This is a genomic window from Bradyrhizobium sp. USDA 4501, assembly GCF_054062115.1.
Genome location: NZ_JBSSEX010000001.1, coordinates 4,017,670 through 4,035,057, shown reverse-complemented (window position 1 = coordinate 4,035,057; position 17,388 = coordinate 4,017,670). Strand labels below are relative to the sequence as shown.

Below are 17,388 nucleotides of genomic sequence, written 5' to 3'. Positions count from 1 at the left end.
ATGACGTCGCTCAAAGGCAAGACGCTGTTCATCTCGGGCGCGAGCCGCGGCATCGGGCTGGCGATCGCGCTGCGCGCCGCGCGTGACGGCGCCAATGTCGCGATCGCGGCGAAGACCGCCGAGCCGCATCCGAAGCTGAGGGGCACGATCTACACCGCCGCCGACGAGGTCCGCGCCGCCGGCGGCAAGGCGCTGCCGGTGCTCTGCGACATCAGGGACGAGGCGCAGGTGATGGCGGCGATCGAGCAGACCGTCGCCGAGTTCGGCGGCATCGACGTCTGCGTCAACAATGCCAGCGCCATCAGCCTGACCAATTCGCAGGCGACCGACATGAAGCGGTTCGACCTGATGATGGGGATTAACACCCGCGGCACCTTCATGGTGTCGAAATACTGCATCCCGCACCTGAAGAAGGCGGAGAATCCGCACATCCTGATGCTGTCGCCGCCGCTCGACATGAAGACGAAATGGTTCGAGCACTCGACCGCCTACACGATGGCGAAGTTCGGCATGAGCATGTGCGTGCTCGGGCTCGCGGGCGAATTGAAATCGGCCGGCATTGCCGTCAACGCGCTGTGGCCGCGCACCACGATCGCGACCGCCGCGATCGGCAATCTGCTCGGCGGCGACGCCATGATGCGCGCGAGCCGCACGCCCGAGATCATGGGCGATGCGGCCTACGCGATCATCACCCGGCCGTCGCGCGAATTCACCGGGCATTTCTGCATCGACGACAAGGTGCTCTATGCCAATGGCGTCCGCGACTTCGAGCGCTACCGCGTCGATCCCTCGGTGCCGCTGATGTCGGACTTCTTCGTGCCCGACGACGACGTGCCGCCGCCCGGCGTCACCGTGCAGCCGCTGCCGTCACACTAGGCTACACCGCGAACGCATTCAGCTCCGCGCGCCAATGCTGCACGCGCTCCTTCAGCAGCGTGTCGCGCACATAGGCGAGCTCCTCGTCCTCGATCCGCTCCAGCGTTTCGAGCGAGAGATTGTCCGCGCCATGCCCCGACCAGGCGCGCTGCAGCTCGGCGTTGCGATGACTGCCCATCCGCAGCGTGAACCAGATGCGGTTCTCGATCTTGTCGAGGTCGAGCGCCTGCCCGACCCAAACCTCACCGGTCGCGCGGCAACGGATCGCGAACACGCCGGCGACGCTCGCGCGCTTCTTGTAGTCGGCGATGGCTTGCTTGCGGTCCTCGGTCTTCATGGTGACTCCTGTCGTTCTGTCGGGCTATTTATATCCGGGTATTATTGACAAAGCAATTATGCCCGGGTAAAAAGTGCCATCAACCTTCGATGGGACACCGATATGGACACCGCCGCCTGCTATCTCGAGCCGACCTGGAACGCCGGGCGCGACTTTGCCCAGCGCGAGATCGCGGGCGAGCTGGTGATGCTCAATTTGTTGCGCTTCCGCGTGATCGCCGACTATTCGCAAAGCCCGGAGCTCGCCCCGCCGCAGCCGATCACGGGGGCGGAGGCCTACGACTGCTATGTCGCGCACACGCTGCCGCATCTGCGGAAGAGCGGCGGCGATATCCTGTTCATGGGTGAAGGCGGCCCGTTCCTGGTCGGGCCGGAGGGCGAGCGCTGGGATCGCGCGATGCTGATCCGGCTGAAGAGCCGTGGCGCGTTCCTCGCCTTCGCGGTGGCGGAGGCCTACCTCGCCGGCACCGGACACCGCACCGCGGCGCTGGCGGATTCGCGGCTGCTGCCGCTGGTCGAGCTGCCGCGATGACCGCGTATTTACCGGCCGACCTGGTACGGCCCGCCCTTCTCCAGCGCCCGCGCATAGGCCGGGCGGGCGTGAATGCGCTCCAAGAACGCGACACACTTGGGATGGCCGTCCTCGAGCCCGCCGCGCGCCGCGGCGGCCTCGAGCGGAAAGCTCATCTGGATGTCGGCGCCGGAAAACTCGCTGCCGGCGAACCATTCGCTCTTGCCGAGCTCTCCTTCCCAATAGGCCATGTGCTGCTTGAGCTGCGGATTGACCAGCGTGGACAGCGCCGTGTTGGATACCTTGCGCACCAAGGGCCGCAGCAGCGCCGGCGCGCGCTTCGGCATCAGCGTGAACAGGAGCTTCAGCAGCAGCGGCGTCATCGCCGAACCCTCGGCGTAGTGCAGCCAATAGGTGTAGCGCAGCCGCTCCGGCGTATCGGCCCGCGGGATGAGGCGCCCGTTGCCGTAGGTCGCGATGATGTATTCGAGGATCGCGCCGGATTCCGCGATCGTGTGGCCGTTGTCGGTGACGACGGGCGACTTGCCGAGCGGATGGATCGCGCGCAGCTCCTTCGGCGCCCGCATGTCGGGCTGCCGCTGGTAGCGCACGATCTCGTAGGGCACACCCAATTCCTCGAGCAGCCACAGTACGCGCTGCGAGCGGGAATTGTTGAGGTGATGAACCGTCAGCATGGGCATCCTCTGAAAGATCAGCGCAATCGGGCGACGTTTGGTGCCAGCGGGAAACCAGAAAGTCGAGATCCACGCGCTGCGATTGCCAAGAATTATCCGGGCAGTATGTCGCGCAATCTGAGAGGTCTACCATGAATCCTGCCTATGTCGCGTTCGAAGGCGAGCACCGCATCGGGGCCGGCGACCTCCCGGAGGTTGCGCGCGCCGCCAAGCAACACCTCGACCAACGCAAGGACGCCGCGATCCTGGTGTTCAACGGCCGCACCTCGGCGCTGGTCGATATCGATTTCCGCGGCTCGGTCGACGACGTGCTGGCGCGGCTGCCGCAGCCCGCACCTGCGCGCGACGAGGAGCCGACGCCGACCGCGCCGCGCGGCCCGGGACGTCCGAAGCTTGGCGTCGTCGCGCGCGAGATCACGCTGTTGCCACGGCATTGGGACTGGCTCGCGCAGCAGAAGGGCGGTGCATCGGTTGCGATCCGCAAGCTGGTCGACGAGGCGCGCCGCGCGAGCGGCGACAAGGATCGCACGCGCAGCGCGCAGGACGCCGCCTATCGCTTCATGACTGTCATGGCCGGCAATCGGCCGAACTATGAAGATGCGATCCGCGCGCTGTTCGCCCACGACCGGCGCCGCTTTGCGACGCTGATCGCGGACTGGCCGGCCGACATCCGCGATCACGCGATCCGGCTCGCCTATAGCGATCAAGCGGACTGACTGGTTTCGAGTGACATGGATGGCGGCCCGGCCTGCCGGCGATTCGGTTCTGATCGAACTGAACCGCAGCCCTGGTCCGCCGCCGTCCCTGACGTCGCAATTTTTGGAAGTTGAACGTGTCCAACCCTCCCTCCCTGCGCAAAGCCTTCCTCGCCTTCCTCGCGCCGATGCTGCTCAGCAACGTGCTGCAGTCGCTGTTCGGCACCATCAACGGCGTCTATCTCGGCCAGATGATCGGCGTCGACGCGCTCGCCGCCGTCTCGGTGTTCTTTCCGGTGATGTTCTTCTTCATTTCCTTCGTGATCGGCCTGAGCGCCGGCGCCTCGGTCATGATCGGCCAGGCCTGGGGCGCCGGCGAGCCCGACCGGGTGAAGGCGGTCGCCGGCACCACCATGACCGTGACGCTGCTGCTCGCGCTGGCGATCGCGGTCCTCGGCGGCCTGTTCGCCCGCCCGCTCTTGATCGCGCTCGCGACGCCATCCGACGTCCTCGACGCCGCGGCGGCTTATGCGCGGATCATGATGATCACGATGCCCATCACCTTCGCATTCCTGCTGCTGACGGCGATGATGCGCGGCGTCGGCGACACCGTGACGCCGCTGGTTGCGCTGACGGTCTCGACCGCCATCGGCCTGGTGGTGACACCGGCGCTGATCCGCGGCTGGCTCGGCCTGCCGATGCTCGGCGTCGCCAGCGCTGCGGTTGCCTCCGCGGTCTCGGGCGTGGTCACGCTGCTGTGGCTGCATGTCCATATGCTGCGGCACCGCCATGCGCTGGCCTTCGACGCCGCGTTTCTGCGCGCGATGCGGCCGAACGGCGCGCTGCTGCGCATCGTGCTGCGGCTCGGCATTCCGACCGCGATCGGCATGGTGGTGGTCTCGCTCGCCGAACTGGTGCTGCTCGGCCTCGTCAACGGCTTCGGCTCGGACGCCACCGCGGCCTATGGCGCGGTTAACCAGGTGATCGGCTATGTGCAGTTTCCGGCGATCTCGATCGCGATATCGGTGTCGATCTTCGGCGCGCAGGCGATCGGCCGCGGCGATTCCGCCCGGGTCGGCGCCATCGTCCGGACCGGGATCGAGATGAATCTCGCGCTGACCGGCGGGCTGGTCGTGCTCGGCTATCTCTTCGCGCGGCCGCTGATGGGCTTCTTCATCGTCGACAATGCCGTGCTCGGGCTGGCGCAGCAGCTGTTGTACATCGTGCTGTGGAGCATGGTGCTGTTCGGCATGGCGACGGTGTTTTCGGGCGCGATGCGCGCCGGCGGCACGGTGTGGATGCCGCTGTTGCTCTCGACGCTGGCGATCGCGGTGGTCGAGGTGCCGGTCGCGATCCTGCTCAGCCGCTCCATCGGAGTCAGCGGCATCTGGATCGCCTATCCCGTCACCTTCGCAACCATGTTCGTGCTGCAGATGGCCTATTACGCCCTGGTATGGCGCAAGCAGACCATCAAGCGGCTGATTTGACATCGCGCGCCGCGGCTCACATGATGACTATCATATTCTACAGATGGCGCCTGCGACAGCAGGTCCATGCTAAATAAGCCCAAACTAGACAGGCCGAGGGAGAGACCGCCGTGAGCCAAAATCCGCAATTCCTGTTCGATTTCGGCAGCCCCAACGCTTTCCTCAGCCATGAAGCAATCCCGGCAATCGAAAAGCGCACCGGCGTCAAGTTCGAATATGTCCCGATCCTGCTCGGCGGCATCTTCAAGGCCACCAACAACAAGTCGCCGGCCGAGACGCTGGCGGGCGTCAGGAACAAGCCGGAGTTTCAGAAGATCGAGACCGAACGCTTTCTCAAGCGCTTCAACGTCAAGCCCTACACCTGGAACCCGTTTTTCCCGGTCAATACGCTGAACCTGATGCGCGCGGCGGTCGCCGCCCAGTTTGAGGGCGTGTTCGAGAAGTATATCGAGGCCGCCTTCCACCACATGTGGGTCGAGCCCAAGAAGATGGACGATCCTGAGGTCGCCGGTAAAGCCATCGCCTCCTCCGGCCTTGACGCCGCGAAACTGTTCGCCCGCGCACAGGACGCGGATGTGAAGGCCAAGCTGATCGAATATACCTCATCCGCCGTCGAGCGCGGCGCGTTCGGCTCGCCGACCTTTTTCGTCGGCAACGAGATCTTCTTCGGCAAGGAGCAGCTGCGCGAAGTCGAGGAAATGGTATCGGGAAAGTGAGATGAGCGAATGGCCAATAGCGAGTAGCGAATAGTCGAACAGTATCCTTATCTATTCGCTACTCCCTATTCGCTCGCCTCCTCGGGCAACAACAAAGAAGGACAAATTCCCATGCGCGTTCTCGTGGTCGGCGCCGGTGCGATCGGCGGTTATTTCGGTGGCCGGATGCTTCAGGCCGGCCGCGACGTCACTTTCCTGGTGCGCCCTCGCCGCGCTTCCGAGCTCGCCTCCGCCGGGCTCGTGATCAAGAGCCCGAACGGCGATGTCACGCTGAACAACCCGCCGACCGTGCAGGCCGACAAGCTGTCGGACAAGTTCGACGTCGTGCTGTTGAGCTGCAAGGCGTTCGATCTCGAGGATGCGATCAAGTCCTTTGCGCCCGCCGTCGGCAACAAGACCGCGATCATCCCGCTGCTCAACGGCATGCTGCATCTCGATACGCTCGACAAGACGTTCGGAGCTCAGCATGTGCTCGGCGGCCTGTGCGCGATCGCGGCGACGCTGAACGAGAAGCGCGAGGTGGTGCAGCTGCAGCCGATGCAGTCGCTCGGCTTCGGCGAGCGCGCCGGCGGCCTGTCGGACCGGGTGCGCGCGATCGCTGAAACTTTCTCGGCGATCAACGGCGCCAACGCCAGCGAGCATGTGATGCAGGACATGTGGGAGAAGTGGGTGTTCCTGGCCTCGCTCGCCGCCTCCACCAGCCTGATGCGGACCTCGGTCGGCAACATCCTGGCCGCGCCCGGCGGCAAGGATTTCCTGCTCGGCATCCTCGACGAATGCAGCGCGATCGCCGCCGACGCCGGCCATGGCCCGGGCGGCCCGTTCTTCCAGCGCACCCGCGGGCTCCTGACCACCGAGGGCTCGCCGATGACCGCATCGATGTTCCGCGACATCAAGGCGGGGCTGCCGGTCGAGGCCGATCACGTGATCGGCGACCTGATCGTGCGCGCCGACGCCGCCAAGATCCCGGTGCCGAAGCTGCGCGCGGCCTACACGCATCTCAAGGCGTATGAGAAGCAGCGGGCTGGGTGATCTTGTAGCCCGGATGGAGCGGAACGAAATCCGGGAATCATCTCGCGGCAGATAGAGCGCTCCGGATCGCGCTGCGCTCCATCCGGGCTACGCACATTTTTCGTACCTACAGATGTGCCAGATAATGCGCGAGCGCGGTGATCTCTTCGTCGCTCAGCGGATAGGCAACATCGGCCATCGCGGCCTGGGCGCCGCCGGAGCGCTGGCCCGACTTGTAATCGTGCAGCGCCTTGACGAGATATTCCTCGCGCTGGCCGGCGATGCGGGCCACCGCCTTGGTACCGGCAAACGTATCGCCATGGCATGAGGCGCAGCGGCGGCCGGCGGCGGCCTGCTTGCCCTTTTCGGACAAGTCCGGATTGTCGTCCTTGCCGCCCTTGAACGGCGTCAGCGACGCGAAATAGGCACCGAGATTGCGGATGTCGTCGTTGTTGAGCTGCTCGACGATCGGCTGCATCTGCTCGTTCTTGCGCGCGCCGGCGCGGAAGAACACCAGCTGCCATTGAACGTACTGGTCGAGCTGGCCGGCGAGCGAGGGAATGTTCTCGGTCTGCGAGATGCCGTTGTCGCCGTGGCAAGCGGCGCAGATTTCGGCCTTCGCCTTGCCGGCGGCGACATCGACGGCATTGGCGGACGACGCAACTGCGATCACCGCCGCGAACAGGATTGCAAAGGACGCAACACGCATTGCCAGTTTTCTCCACGGGTCATTGCCGGGCCTGGCCCGGCAATCCATCTGGCTTGCAGAAGGGTTGTTGTTTGGATGGATGCCCGGATCAAGTCCGGGCATGACGAGTCTGTTCCGTCGTTGGGCTTGCCGAACCACGTAAACGGGGCTGCGGCTGCCTGATCGGCCACCGCAGCCCCGCATTGTTTCAACCGTTACTTCTTGCTGTAGCTGATGCGATAGATCGCACCGGCCCAGTCGTCGGCGACGAGAATCGAGCCATCCTTGTCGAGCAGGATGTCGGCGGGACGGCCGAGATAGCCCTGGTCACCCTCGATCCAGCCGTCGGCGAAGATCTCCTGCTTGGCGTTCTTGCCGTCAGGGCTCGCGGTGATCTTCACGATGCGGCCGCCCTGGTACTTATGCCGGTTCCAGGAGCCGTGCTCGGCGATCAGGATGCTGTTCTTGTACTCGGCCGGGAATTGGCTGCCGGTATAGAACTTCATGCCGAGCGGCGCGACGTGCGCACCGAGATTGTACACCGGCGGAGTGAACTCCGAGCACTTGTGACCCATCGCGAACTTGGTGTCCGGCAGGTTGCCCTGGTGGCAATAGGGATAGCCGAAGTGCTCGCCGATCTTCGAGATCACGTTGAGCTTGTCGCTCGGCAGATCGTCGCTGATCCAGTCGCGGGCATTCTCGGTGAACCAGTACTTGCCGGTGCGCGGATCGACGTCGCCGCCGACCGAGTTGCGCACGCCGAGCGCCCAGATTTCCGCGTTGCCGGTCTTCGGATCGACGCGGCGGATCTGCGACACCGAGGTCGGCGGAATGCCGATGTTGAAGGGCGGTCCGAACGGAATGTAGAACCAGCCTTCCTTGTCGACGGCGATGTATTTCCAGCCATGCGCCGCGTAGGACGGCATGTCGTCATACACCACCTTGCCGCTGCCGAGATTGTCGAGATTGGCTTCGGCGTTGTCGTACTTGATCAGCTTGTCGACCGCGATGACGTAGAGCGCGCCGTCGCGGAAGGCGAGGCCGGTCGGCATGTTGAGGCCCTTGAGAATGGTCTTGACCTCTTTCTTGCCGTTGTTGTCCTTGATCGCATAAACGTTGCCGAGCCCGAACGAGCCGACGAACAGCGTGCCCTTGTCACCCCAGGCCATCTGCCGCGCGGCGAGCACGTTCGAGGCATAGACCTCGATCTTGAAGCCCGGCGGCAGCTTGATCTTCTTCATCATCGTCGCGAGCTCGGAATCCGACGCACCGGTCGGCGGACCGGACGGCGGGGCAAGGCCTTTCTGCGCTTCGGTCTCGTCGCCGAGGAACCAGTCGTCCGGCGGATGGGTCCAGAATTCCTTGGTGCCCGATTCGTACTTCTTCAGCGCACGATTCTTGTCTGTCTGTTGCTGCGCACTGGCGAAGGTCGTCCCCGCCAGCAGCACGATCGCCGCGAACGCAAGTATTGATCGATTGAAAGCGGATTTCATCGCGTCACTCCCCTACGCAAGCCGTTGCAGCTTGCCTGTTATTGATTTTGAACGCCCTGAGAGATGATGGTGGCGGTCTGTGAGGTAGGTCAGACGGCAAAATGGTAGCACATCCATCGACGCTGAAAAGCGCGTCCGCCGGTGTGCGCTGCGTCAAAACTAGTTGAGACGATATTTGAGACGAAATTTTCCTGAGCAGCCTGCCTGATAACAAGGCATTCTGCACCGCAGCGTGATATTCGAATGAAGCTAACGCTCGTGATCGCCTCTATCGCGACGACAGGCGCGCCAGACCGAGCGCTTGCGCCTTGGCCTTCGACAGCGGCCTGAACAACACGCTGCGCCGCTGCCCGCTCGTGATCGCCGCGATCTTGAAGCCGTCATCGGCGACGATGATGTCGCCGGTGCGAAGCGTCATGTCGTCCTCGATCGCAATCGGCGAAAGGCCGGTGGACGCGCCGGCGCTGCACGAGCATTGCGGCACCATCTCGCGCTGGAAGCGGAATGCATTGGCGAGCGCCTTGTAGGTCTCGCCGGCTTCGGTTCTGGCGCTGTCGATATCGGAGCTGGAGTACAGCTTCACCTCGGCGGCGGGACAGGCCGCCTCGCATGCCTTGACGTCCGCCGTCTCGCTGACGCGCGGCAACGGAAAGAAGCGGCCGTCGCAGGTCCTGACGCAGAAGTTTTGCTGGCCGCCCCGGTGCGACCGCGTCGTGATGTAGACCCGCGCTCGCGGCCGTTCGGCCGGCTCGAAGTCAGGCGCCGGCCCAAAGCCAGGCATGGGAGAGAAGCTGGGCGCCGGGGCATACGCCGAGTCGCTCGGCAATTGCTGCGCTGATGCGCCCGAACATGTCCAGACGCCGACCAGCACGACCAGCGCAGCGACGTTTGCGCGAGCCAAGCGGCGACTTAACCCGGAGCCGGCTTCCAACAGATCGACATCGTTCACGCGCTTGCCGCGCCGGCAAAACCGGCGGCAACCATTCCAGCGCCAACACAACCACAGATTTCTATCAGTTTTGAGAATGCAACGTTTGCCGGTTAACAAAGGCCGGAAACCGCCACGGCGGGCCGCGGCATCTTGACCTCGCAATCGCGCCGTGGAGACGCGACCTCGGGCCGGACAGCAAAAAGCCCGCGCCAATAGCGGGCCTTCATCAGACTGTCAGCTCGGTCAGCGAGAAGTTTTGGAGCGGGCGAAGGGGCTCGAACCCTCGACCCCGACCTTGGCAAGGTCGTGCTCTACCACTGAGCTACACCCGCATCCGAAATGGCGGCGATCGCTCGCCGGCAACGGCAGACCTATGCCAAAAGCTGTCTGTGAATGCAACACAAGAGCGCGGTCCGAACCTCACGAAATCGCACGGTTTCTCTAAAAATTGACCCCGAATCGGCCGAAACCGGCTGCGCCGCCGATTTCTTTTTAGATTTCCGCCTGATCCGGCCTCAGGGCCATCTCGTCCCGGAGCGATTCGAGCCAGGTCTCGAACCAGCCGGCCAGCGTCTGCGCCAGCTCGACGCGGCGGGTCGGGTCGCAATCGAACACGGCCCACCATTCGATAAAGGCCCGGTCGCCGTCGATCACCGGGGTTACCCGCAGGGTCGCACTGAAATCCGTCATCGGCAGGGTCGGGGTGTCGACGAATTCGTAGGTCTGGAAGCGCTCGACGTCGGACTGCGCGAGCAGCCGCTGCCGGATCCGCCGCCCCCGGTACAGCACATTGCGCACCGCCCCGACGGTATTGCCGGATTTGCCGTCCTCGATCTCGCTCGCCCCCGCGCCCTGGACCCAGACCGGGTAATTGTTGAAATCGCGGATGATTTTCCAGACCTCGCCGGCCGGCTGCTCGAACACCGTGCTGTAATAGGCCTTTGCCACGAGCGCTCCCCTGCTGTCATGAATGATCGCCATCATCGGCCGTTCCGCGGCACCAACCCACCCGATCTCCGATGGAACGGGACGGGCGGCCAAGCGATTGAATTTTGCCGGCTGACTGCCATTTACGGAGCATGATCCCGGAAACCGGTTCCCACTTTTCCGGGATCATGCTCTAGCTGACAGAACGGCTGAACGTGCCGTTCCGGGCGTGCTAGAACGCCCACCGGATTTCCGACCTCAGAAGCAGGCGAGGACAACGTGACGATAATGGAGCAGGGCGGCCCCACGCCCGAGGCAGCGCCCGATCTGATCAAGGAGACGACGACCCAGACCTTCGTCAAGGACGTCATCGAGGAATCGCGCCGTCAACCGGTCATGATCGACTTCTGGGCGCCGTGGTGCGGTCCCTGCCGCCAGCTCACGCCGATCCTGGAAAAGGCGGTTCGCAACGCCAAGGGCCGGGTCAAGCTGGTCAAGATGAACATCGACGAGCATCCGCAGATCCCCGGCCAGATGGGCATCCAGTCGATCCCGGCCGTGATCGCCTTCGTGGGCGGCCAGCCCGCCGACGGCTTCATGGGCGCGGTGCCGGAGAGCCAGGTCAACGCCTTCATCGAGAAGATCACCAAGGGCGTGCCGGCCGCCGGCGAGCCCAATCTCACCGAGATCCTGGCCGAGGCCGACGCCGTGCTTGCCGAGGGCGACGCCGCCCAGGCCGCGCAGATCTATGCCGAGGTGCTGGCGCACGACGCCACCAACATCGCGGCCCTCGCCGGCCTCGCCAAGTGCTACGTCACGTCGGGTGCGATGGAGCAGGCCAAGCAGACGCTGGCGATGGTTCCGGAATCCAAGCGCAACGACGCCGCGGTGAAGGCGGTGCAGGCGGCGATCGATCTCGCCGAACAGGCGGAAGCGGTCGGCCCGGTCGCGGAGCTGGAACAGAAAGTCGCCGCAAACCCGCTCGATCATCAGGCCCGATTCGATCTCGCCACCGCGCTCAATGCGATGGGCAAGCGCACGGAAGCGACCGAGCAATTGCTCGCCATCGTCAGGCGTGACCGCAAGTGGAACGACGACGGCGCGCGCAAGCAGCTGGTGCAGTTCTTCGAGGCGTGGGGCGGCACCGATGAGGCAACCGTCGAGGGGCGCAAGCGGTTGTCGACCATCCTGTTCTCGTAAAGCACGCCCGTCACAGCAGCGGGACCGCAGATGCCGATCAATGCCGAATATCGCGGGCCCGGCGAGCTCCCGGAGGTGATCCCGGTGTTCCCGCTGCCCGGCGCGTTGCTGCTGCCGCGCGGCCAGATGCCGCTCAACATCTTCGAGCCGCGATATCTCGCGATGATCGACGACGCGCTGCGCGACGGCCATCGCCTGATCGGCATGATCCAGCCCGACGTGACGCATTCGCAGAAAGAGGCGAAGCCGGTCCTGTTCCGGATCGGCTGCGTCGGCCGCATCACCCAGCTCGCCGAATCCGGCGACGGCCGCTACATCCTCGAACTGACCGGCGTCGCGCGCTTCAAGGTGGTCGAGGAGCTGACCGTGCAGACGCCGTACCGGCAGTGCAAGGTCGACTTCTTCTCCTTCGCCGGCGACTTCACCGCGCGCAAGGGTGAGGAGGCCGTCGACCGCAAGGCGCTGCTCGAAGTGCTGGCCGATTTCCTGGAAGCCAACAATCTGAAGGTCGACTGGGAAGGTATCGAGTCCGCGCCCAACGAGGCGCTGGTCAATGCGCTGGCGATGATGTCGCCCTATGGCCCCGCCGAGAAGCAGGCGATGCTCGAGGCGCCGGACCTGAAGACCCGCGCCGAGATCCTGATCGCGGTCACCGAAATGGACCTCGCCAAGAAGCGCACCTCGGGCGACCCGCCGGTGCAGTAGCTACCGACCGGGATCAGACGTTTGTTGTTTGGATCGGCTCGGCCCGCGATCGTCCACCTCTCCCCGTCGGGGAGAGGTAAACTTCCGGTGCGGCTTCAGCTTAAGAACGATTGCGCAGCTGCTTGCGGCCGGTGAACATCGCGCGCACCAGGTTCTGACGCTGCAGCAAACCGACCACGACGACGCCGAGCACATGCAGCCCGACCAGCACCATGACCGCATCCGAGGCATAGGCGTGGGTATCCTCGACCCACCAGACTCCGAAGAAGGTCACGGTGACCTCCATCACGCCCGTGATTGTCGAGATCGCAAGCAGCAACAGCAGCGCCACCAGCATCACGGTGCCCGCCGGATTGAGTCCGATGTAGCGCCCGGTGATGCCGCGCCGGAGATTCCAGATGTAGCGCGGCGCGGCGCGCAGGCGGACGCCGAGCCTGCCGAAACGCGCGTAGCGCGTGCCGGCAAAGCCCCAGATCAGCCGGAACGCCAGCAGGGCGATCACCGAATAACCCGCCAGCCGGTGCAGCCGGTCATAGGTGCTGGGCGTCACCCAGGCGACCAGGACGAGGATGGCGAGCGCCCAGTGCCACAGCCGCAGCGGCAGGTCCCAGACCTGCACGCTGGTCGCGCCGCGGGCGCCCCGCGCCGCCTCCGTCATCGCGCCTGCTTCACTTCGCGATCGTGTGCTTCAGGCTGAGGTCTTCCGGGCTGTAGAACAGCTCGTAGAGCTTGCCTTCCTTGACGCCGTACACCTCGTAGCAGGAGCCCTCGATTTTCGACCGGCGCACCTCGTAGCCGAGCGCCTTGGCCTTGGCTTCGGCCTCGCTTGCCGGCTTCCACGACGCCTTGTCGAGTTTGGTGCAATTCTTGTAGCCGTCGGCGAACGCCGCCGATCCGGTCAACCCAAGAACGCTCCCAAGGACGCATGCTGCAAGCGCAGCACTCGAAATCACTCTCACGCGCATATCCCCTCCGTTGACAATCATACCCACAACGCCTTCGCGCAGGGCATATGCGTGAAGAATGCTGAGGCGATTGCCAAGTCAAGGAAGCGCCGCGACGGCTGGCTTTAGAGGAATTCTAACGGTCGCCAAAACGGCTTTGCGCTCCACGCGCAGATCGGTTTTGAAGGCGTGCTGCGGCCTTAAGCCTCATGCGTATCGGGGCCGCCGGCGCAGCCCATCGATCAGGACGCGGCACCCGCCATTGCAAGACGGACCGTAGGCCGTTCGGCCGCTGCCGGGGTTCGCCCGCCGATCATCTGTGCGACCTTCTCGCTCTGCACCGGCGGGCTGAAGTGGAAGCCCTGCACTTCCACGCAGGCATCGGCGCGGAGGATGTCGAGCTGCTCCCTGGTTTCGACGCCTTCGGCCGTCGTGGTCTTGCCGAGGCTGACGGCAAAGCGCACGATCGCGCGCGCGATCCGGCGCGACTCGTCGCTCGCTCCCGAGAGCTCGGACACGAAGCTGCGGTCGATCTTGACCTTGTCGAACGGAAACTTCTGCAGAAAGCTCAGCGACGAGTAGCCGGTGCCGAAGTCGTCGAGCGCGATCCGCACCCCGAGATCGTGCAGTTGGCTCAGCGCGGTAAACACCGCTTCGCTGTCCTGAATGATGGCGGTTTCGGTGACCTCGAGCTCGAGGCGCTCCGGCGAAATTCCGGCACTCGCCAGCGCGCGCACGATCACCGGGACCAACTCAGGGCTCCTGAACTGCACCGGCGACAGGTTGATCGCGATCTTGAGGTCGCCCGGCCATTTGGCTGCTTCCGCACACGCGGTGCGCAGCACCCATTCCCCCAGCGGCACGATCAGGCCGGTCTCTTCCGCCAGCGGAATGAACTGCGCCGGAGATACCATGCCGCGGTGCGGATGGTGCCAGCGGAGCAGCGCCTCGAAGCCGCAGGTCTCCCCGCTCGCGACGTGGATGAACGGCTGATAGTGCAGCTCGAACTCGCCATTGGCGAGCGCACTGCGCATGTCGCGCTCGAGGCTGCGACGGGCCTGCAGCAGCCGATCGAGCTCCGGCTCGAAGAAGCGGAACGAGCCGCGCCCGCCGCTCTTGGCCGAGTAAAGCGCGAGATCGGCGCTGCGCAGCACCTCGTCCGAATCGGTGCCGTCGCGCGGAGCGATCGCAATGCCGATGCTGGTCGTGGTGGTCACCCGATGATCGCCGAGATCGATCGGCTCGCTGAGCGCCTTCCTGATCTTCTCGGCGAGCAGGCCCGCTTCCGTGACCGGATCGCTGACATGGTCGATCACCGCGAACTCGTCGCCGCCGAGCCGCGCAACCAGCGTCGTATCACTGACGGATCTGCGCAAGCGCGCGGCCACCGACTTCAGCAGCGCATCGCCCGCCGGATGCCCGAGCGTGTCGTTGACGTCCTTGAAGCGGTCGAGATCGAGCATCAGCACCGCAAGACTCGGTCCGCCGCACCGGGCACCGGAGAGCGCGCGCTCCATCCATTCCTTGAGCAGCACGCGATTCGGCAGATCGGTCAGCGCGTCGTGCTGCGCCATATAGGTGATCTTGGCCTCGGAGCGCCGCTGCTCGGTGACGTCGCGATGCGTCGCCACCCAGCCGCCGCCGGGCATCGGCTGCCGCGTCACGCAGATCAAGCGGCCGTCGGCGAGCTCGTCGACCCGGCTGTTGATCTCGCCGGCCGGGAGCGCGTTCAGTGTCGCGAGCACCTGCGTCGCGGCGCTGTCGCTGGTCTCGCCCTTGAGAATGCCGTTGGCGATGCGATGCCTGATGATCGCGCGATGGGCCGTGCCGGGCAGCAGCAATTCCGGCGGCAACCGGTACATCTTGGCGTAGCGATCGTTGCAGACGACGAGGCGCTTCTCCGCATCGAACATGCAGAGGCCCTCGCCCATGTGGTTGATCGCGGTATCCAGCCGGAACCTCTGCTCCTCCAGCGCCTTCTGCGACGCCTCGACCTGCTGTCGCGCCGACGAAAGCTGGCTGATGATCTCCTCGAAGCGGCGGGTGCGAAGCGCCAGCCGGCGATCCGCGAGCACGCCGACCAGGCTCATCCCGAGCACCGACAGCGCCACACCGGCGATCACGATGGCGAGGAAGGCAGGCGAGAGCGACAGGGCCGCCGGAGCCAGCAACGGATCCGGAACGATCTCGACCGCGCCCATCGCGGTGAAATGATGCGACACGATCGCGAGCGTCAGCAGCAGCGCTGCGACGAGCGACATCCAGCGGTCCTGACGGCGGACCGCGATCGCCAGCGCGGCGTAGCCGAACAGCATGCCGAGCACGACGGAGGCCGCCACGAGATCGAGCGACCAGACTACGTGGCCCGGCACCTCCAGCGCCCACATCCCGAGATAGTGCATGCTGGCGATGCCGGCTCCGATCACGGCGCCGCCGACCGGCGCGCGCCAGCGGCTGGAGTCGCTGGCGGCAAGGCCGAGGCCGCCGGATGTCAGCATCATCGCCGCGGCGAGCGACAGCGCGGTGAGGACGATACCGTAGCCGGTCGGGATTCCCGGCTCATAGGCCAGCATGGCGATGAAATGCGTTGCCCAGATACCGTAGCCGATGGCGGCTCCCGCGATCGCAATCCAGATCAGCCGGGTCCTCGCCTGCGATGCAATTGCGCGATGAAAAATATTGACGGCCACAATACTGGCAACGAAGCAGACCAGTCCGGCGAGCAGAACGAGCCGCCAGTCATGCTCACCTGAAAGGCACGTAAGAACACGAAACATGCGTCGGTCCATGGTTGTCCGTGCGCACAGGCTAGGCTGATTGAATTGTCTTCTCGATAATATTCTGCAACTTTCAGTGGCATGGTTATCCGCGCGTAAGCCGATTCCGCACCGAAATTGATGGCTCCATAAATTTCACAGTCATGCGCGATCCGCGCGGCTTAGCCTGCCAGCGGAACGAGCACGGTTTCACCGGTTGCAACCAACGAGGCTTCACCCTGCTCGTTCTCCGTAAAAAGTTCCGCGCGCGCGAAGACCTGCCTGCGTCCGGCACGCAATGTGGTTCCTCTGGCGATGAAGCAGCGGCCCAGCGCGGGCTTCAAGCAGTTCATCGAGAAATGCGATGCGGTGACGGAACCTGCGATCGACGCCGCGGCAAAGCCGCAGGCGGTGTCGAGCAGCGCCGCGATCACGCCGGCATGCAGGTGACCCGCATATTGGGTGAGATCGTCGCGCCAAGGCATCCGCAGTTCCACCGTGCCGGTGCCGGCGGAGACGACCTCGAAGCCGGCAAGCCGATTGAAGGCCGCCGACGCATTGGTCGCAACGAGACGTTCGAGATCGAAGCCCGGGCCAGTCGTCATGTAAAGCTCCATTGCGGGGGCCGCCGTTCGAGATTCGCCCTGACGGCCTCGATGTGATTGGGCGAGCCGAGCAGAAGCGCCTGTTCGGCCGTTTCGGCTGCGAGTCCGGTCGCCGCATCGCGATCGGCTGCACGATTGAGCAGCCGCTTGGCGGCGCGGATCGCATCCGGGCTGCGGTCCGCGATCGCGCGCGCCGTCTCCAGCGCGGCCTCGCGCGGCTGTTCGACGATCCGGGTGGCGAAGCCATGACCAAGCGCATCGTCCGCGGAAAAGACGCGCGCGGTGTAGGTGAGTTCACGGACCACATCCTCGCGCGCGAGATGGCGCATCAGCTGCGTGCCGGCCATGTCGGGCACCAACCCCCATTTGGCCTCGATGATCGCAAGGCGCGTGCCGGGTGCGAGATATCTGATGTCGGCACCGAGCATCAGCTGAAAGCCGCCGCCGAACGCAACGCCATGAACGGCGGCGATCACCGGCACCGGCAGCTCGCGCCAGAGCCACACCAGATGCTGCGCAAAGTTGGCAATGCCGTGGGTCCGCCGGCCGAGATCGGCAAAGGGCAGGATGGACTCGCCCTCCGTCGTTGCGACCAGCCGCTCCATGTCGAGGCCTGCGCAGAAGGCCTGCCCTTCGCCCGAGAGCACCACAGCGCGGAGCTTGCGGTTGTCCGCAAGCTGCGCACCGATCTCGGCGATCGCGGCGAACATCGCCGGATCGAGCGCATTGAGCTTGTCGGGGCGGTTGAGCCTGACGTCCGCGACGCCATCGGCGATGCTGAGGCTGATGCGATCAGTCGTCATGGTCGCCCT

General features: G+C 64.9%; 19 protein-coding genes and 1 tRNA gene. 8 read left to right on the top strand and 12 right to left on the bottom strand.

Annotated elements, in window-relative coordinates; translation table 11 throughout:
• Entirely contained in the window at nucleotides 1-876 is an 876-nt protein-coding gene (locus tag ACVWZM_RS18560; RefSeq protein WP_456854156.1) for an SDR family oxidoreductase, read from the top strand.
• Between the two features lies 1 nt (nucleotide 877).
• Here ACVWZM_RS18560 and ACVWZM_RS18555 read toward each other — a convergent pair whose 3' ends face one another.
• Entirely contained in the window at nucleotides 878-1,213 is a 336-nt protein-coding gene (locus ACVWZM_RS18555) for a GIY-YIG nuclease family protein (RefSeq protein WP_057021339.1), read from the bottom strand.
• A gap of 102 nt (nucleotides 1,214-1,315) precedes the next feature.
• Between ACVWZM_RS18555 and ACVWZM_RS18550 the strand changes: the two genes are divergently transcribed.
• A complete protein-coding gene (locus ACVWZM_RS18550; RefSeq protein WP_057021340.1) occupies nucleotides 1,316-1,744 on the top strand; it encodes a DUF1330 domain-containing protein in 429 nt (142 codons plus the stop codon).
• A gap of 8 nt (nucleotides 1,745-1,752) precedes the next feature.
• On the opposite strand, the gene ACVWZM_RS18545 is transcribed toward ACVWZM_RS18550, so the two are convergent.
• On the bottom strand, nucleotides 1,753-2,418 hold the full coding sequence (locus ACVWZM_RS18545) for a glutathione S-transferase family protein (protein ID WP_057021360.1): 666 nt from the start codon (nucleotides 2,416-2,418) through the stop codon (nucleotides 1,753-1,755).
• Between the two features lie 131 nt (nucleotides 2,419-2,549).
• Here ACVWZM_RS18545 and ACVWZM_RS18540 point away from each other — a divergent pair, with 131 nt between their 5' ends.
• From ACVWZM_RS18540 to panE, 4 genes are all read left to right on the top strand, one after another.
• Nucleotides 2,550-3,134, top strand: a complete 585-nt coding sequence (locus tag ACVWZM_RS18540; RefSeq protein ID WP_057021341.1) for a DUF2239 family protein — start codon at nucleotides 2,550-2,552, stop codon at nucleotides 3,132-3,134.
• Nucleotides 3,135-3,250: 116 nt separating this feature from the next.
• A complete protein-coding gene (locus ACVWZM_RS18535; protein ID WP_433994863.1) occupies nucleotides 3,251-4,600 on the top strand; it encodes an MATE family efflux transporter in 1,350 nt (449 codons plus the stop codon).
• A gap of 110 nt (nucleotides 4,601-4,710) precedes the next feature.
• The gene (locus ACVWZM_RS18530) at nucleotides 4,711-5,316 is read left to right on the top strand and encodes a 2-hydroxychromene-2-carboxylate isomerase (RefSeq protein WP_057021342.1); all 606 of its coding nucleotides are present in this window, start codon (nucleotides 4,711-4,713) and stop codon (nucleotides 5,314-5,316) included.
• Between the two features lie 111 nt (nucleotides 5,317-5,427).
• Nucleotides 5,428-6,348 (top strand): 2-dehydropantoate 2-reductase, encoded by a 921-nt coding sequence (gene panE / locus ACVWZM_RS18525; protein ID WP_456854154.1) that lies wholly within the window; start codon nucleotides 5,428-5,430, stop codon nucleotides 6,346-6,348.
• 106 nt (nucleotides 6,349-6,454) lie between these two features.
• Here the strand turns inward: panE and ACVWZM_RS18520 are convergent, their stop codons facing one another.
• The 5 genes from ACVWZM_RS18520 to ACVWZM_RS18500 all read right to left on the bottom strand — a co-directional run bounded on the left by ACVWZM_RS18520 (nucleotide 6,455) and on the right by ACVWZM_RS18500 (nucleotide 10,423).
• Entirely contained in the window at nucleotides 6,455-7,036 is a 582-nt protein-coding gene (locus tag ACVWZM_RS18520; protein WP_456854152.1) for a c-type cytochrome, read from the bottom strand.
• Between the two features lie 194 nt (nucleotides 7,037-7,230).
• Nucleotides 7,231-8,508 (bottom strand): PQQ-dependent sugar dehydrogenase, encoded by a 1,278-nt coding sequence (locus ACVWZM_RS18515; RefSeq protein ID WP_057021345.1) that lies wholly within the window; start codon nucleotides 8,506-8,508, stop codon nucleotides 7,231-7,233.
• A 268-nt stretch (nucleotides 8,509-8,776) separates the two neighbouring features.
• A complete protein-coding gene (locus ACVWZM_RS18510) occupies nucleotides 8,777-9,409 on the bottom strand; it encodes a DUF2865 domain-containing protein (protein WP_456815185.1) in 633 nt (210 codons plus the stop codon).
• A 287-nt stretch (nucleotides 9,410-9,696) separates the two neighbouring features.
• Nucleotides 9,697-9,771, bottom strand: a tRNA-Gly gene (locus tag ACVWZM_RS18505).
• Between the two features lie 160 nt (nucleotides 9,772-9,931).
• Nucleotides 9,932-10,423 (bottom strand): SRPBCC family protein, encoded by a 492-nt coding sequence (locus ACVWZM_RS18500; protein ID WP_057021346.1) that lies wholly within the window; start codon nucleotides 10,421-10,423, stop codon nucleotides 9,932-9,934.
• A 222-nt stretch (nucleotides 10,424-10,645) separates the two neighbouring features.
• Here ACVWZM_RS18500 and trxA point away from each other — a divergent pair, with 222 nt between their 5' ends.
• The gene (trxA, locus tag ACVWZM_RS18495) at nucleotides 10,646-11,566 is read left to right on the top strand and encodes a thioredoxin (protein WP_026192069.1); all 921 of its coding nucleotides are present in this window, start codon (nucleotides 10,646-10,648) and stop codon (nucleotides 11,564-11,566) included.
• 30 nt (nucleotides 11,567-11,596) lie between these two features.
• The gene (locus ACVWZM_RS18490; protein WP_028335846.1) at nucleotides 11,597-12,271 is read left to right on the top strand and encodes an LON peptidase substrate-binding domain-containing protein; all 675 of its coding nucleotides are present in this window, start codon (nucleotides 11,597-11,599) and stop codon (nucleotides 12,269-12,271) included.
• Between the two features lie 100 nt (nucleotides 12,272-12,371).
• On the opposite strand, the gene ACVWZM_RS18485 is transcribed toward ACVWZM_RS18490, so the two are convergent.
• From ACVWZM_RS18485 to ACVWZM_RS18465, 5 genes are all read right to left on the bottom strand, one after another.
• Nucleotides 12,372-12,929, bottom strand: coding sequence for a cytochrome b/b6 domain-containing protein (locus ACVWZM_RS18485; protein ID WP_456854149.1), 558 nt, complete (start codon nucleotides 12,927-12,929; stop codon nucleotides 12,372-12,374).
• 10 nt (nucleotides 12,930-12,939) lie between these two features.
• Complete coding sequence (locus ACVWZM_RS18480; RefSeq protein WP_092081268.1) at nucleotides 12,940-13,236, bottom strand: PepSY domain-containing protein; 297 nt, start codon at nucleotides 13,234-13,236, stop codon at nucleotides 12,940-12,942.
• A 221-nt stretch (nucleotides 13,237-13,457) separates the two neighbouring features.
• Entirely contained in the window at nucleotides 13,458-15,992 is a 2,535-nt protein-coding gene (locus tag ACVWZM_RS18475; RefSeq protein WP_456854147.1) for a bifunctional diguanylate cyclase/phosphodiesterase, read from the bottom strand.
• A 161-nt stretch (nucleotides 15,993-16,153) separates the two neighbouring features.
• Nucleotides 16,154-16,576 (bottom strand): PaaI family thioesterase, encoded by a 423-nt coding sequence (locus tag ACVWZM_RS18470; protein ID WP_456854145.1) that lies wholly within the window; start codon nucleotides 16,574-16,576, stop codon nucleotides 16,154-16,156.
• Complete coding sequence (locus ACVWZM_RS18465; RefSeq protein WP_456854143.1) at nucleotides 16,573-17,379, bottom strand: crotonase/enoyl-CoA hydratase family protein; 807 nt, start codon at nucleotides 17,377-17,379, stop codon at nucleotides 16,573-16,575. The genes ACVWZM_RS18470 and ACVWZM_RS18465 overlap by 4 nt, the downstream gene beginning before the upstream one ends.
• Nucleotides 17,380-17,388: the final 9 nt, after the last annotated feature.

Bases quoted from the DNA above. Each gene is read 5' to 3' on its own strand.
- ACVWZM_RS18560 (WP_456854156.1), top strand. From the start codon at position 1: ATGACGTCGCTCAAAGGCAAGACGCTGTTCATCTCGGGCGCGAGCCGC.
- ACVWZM_RS18555 (WP_057021339.1), bottom strand. From the start codon at position 1,213: ATGAAGACCGAGGACCGCAAGCAAGCCATCGCCGACTACAAGAAGCGC.
- ACVWZM_RS18550 (WP_057021340.1), top strand. From the start codon at position 1,316: ATGGACACCGCCGCCTGCTATCTCGAGCCGACCTGGAACGCCGGGCGC.
- ACVWZM_RS18545 (WP_057021360.1), bottom strand. From the start codon at position 2,418: ATGCTGACGGTTCATCACCTCAACAATTCCCGCTCGCAGCGCGTACTG.
- ACVWZM_RS18540 (WP_057021341.1), top strand. From the start codon at position 2,550: ATGAATCCTGCCTATGTCGCGTTCGAAGGCGAGCACCGCATCGGGGCC.
- panE (WP_456854154.1), top strand. From the start codon at position 5,428: ATGCGCGTTCTCGTGGTCGGCGCCGGTGCGATCGGCGGTTATTTCGGT.
- ACVWZM_RS18520 (WP_456854152.1), bottom strand. From the start codon at position 7,036: ATGCGTGTTGCGTCCTTTGCAATCCTGTTCGCGGCGGTGATCGCAGTT.
- ACVWZM_RS18515 (WP_057021345.1), bottom strand. From the start codon at position 8,508: ATGAAATCCGCTTTCAATCGATCAATACTTGCGTTCGCGGCGATCGTG.
- ACVWZM_RS18500 (WP_057021346.1), bottom strand. From the start codon at position 10,423: ATGATGGCGATCATTCATGACAGCAGGGGAGCGCTCGTGGCAAAGGCC.
- ACVWZM_RS18490 (WP_028335846.1), top strand. From the start codon at position 11,597: ATGCCGATCAATGCCGAATATCGCGGGCCCGGCGAGCTCCCGGAGGTG.
- ACVWZM_RS18485 (WP_456854149.1), bottom strand. From the start codon at position 12,929: ATGACGGAGGCGGCGCGGGGCGCCCGCGGCGCGACCAGCGTGCAGGTC.
- ACVWZM_RS18480 (WP_092081268.1), bottom strand. From the start codon at position 13,236: ATGCGCGTGAGAGTGATTTCGAGTGCTGCGCTTGCAGCATGCGTCCTT.
- ACVWZM_RS18475 (WP_456854147.1), bottom strand. From the start codon at position 15,992: ATGTTTCGTGTTCTTACGTGCCTTTCAGGTGAGCATGACTGGCGGCTC.
- ACVWZM_RS18470 (WP_456854145.1), bottom strand. From the start codon at position 16,576: ATGACGACTGGCCCGGGCTTCGATCTCGAACGTCTCGTTGCGACCAAT.
- ACVWZM_RS18465 (WP_456854143.1), bottom strand. From the start codon at position 17,379: ATGACGACTGATCGCATCAGCCTCAGCATCGCCGATGGCGTCGCGGAC.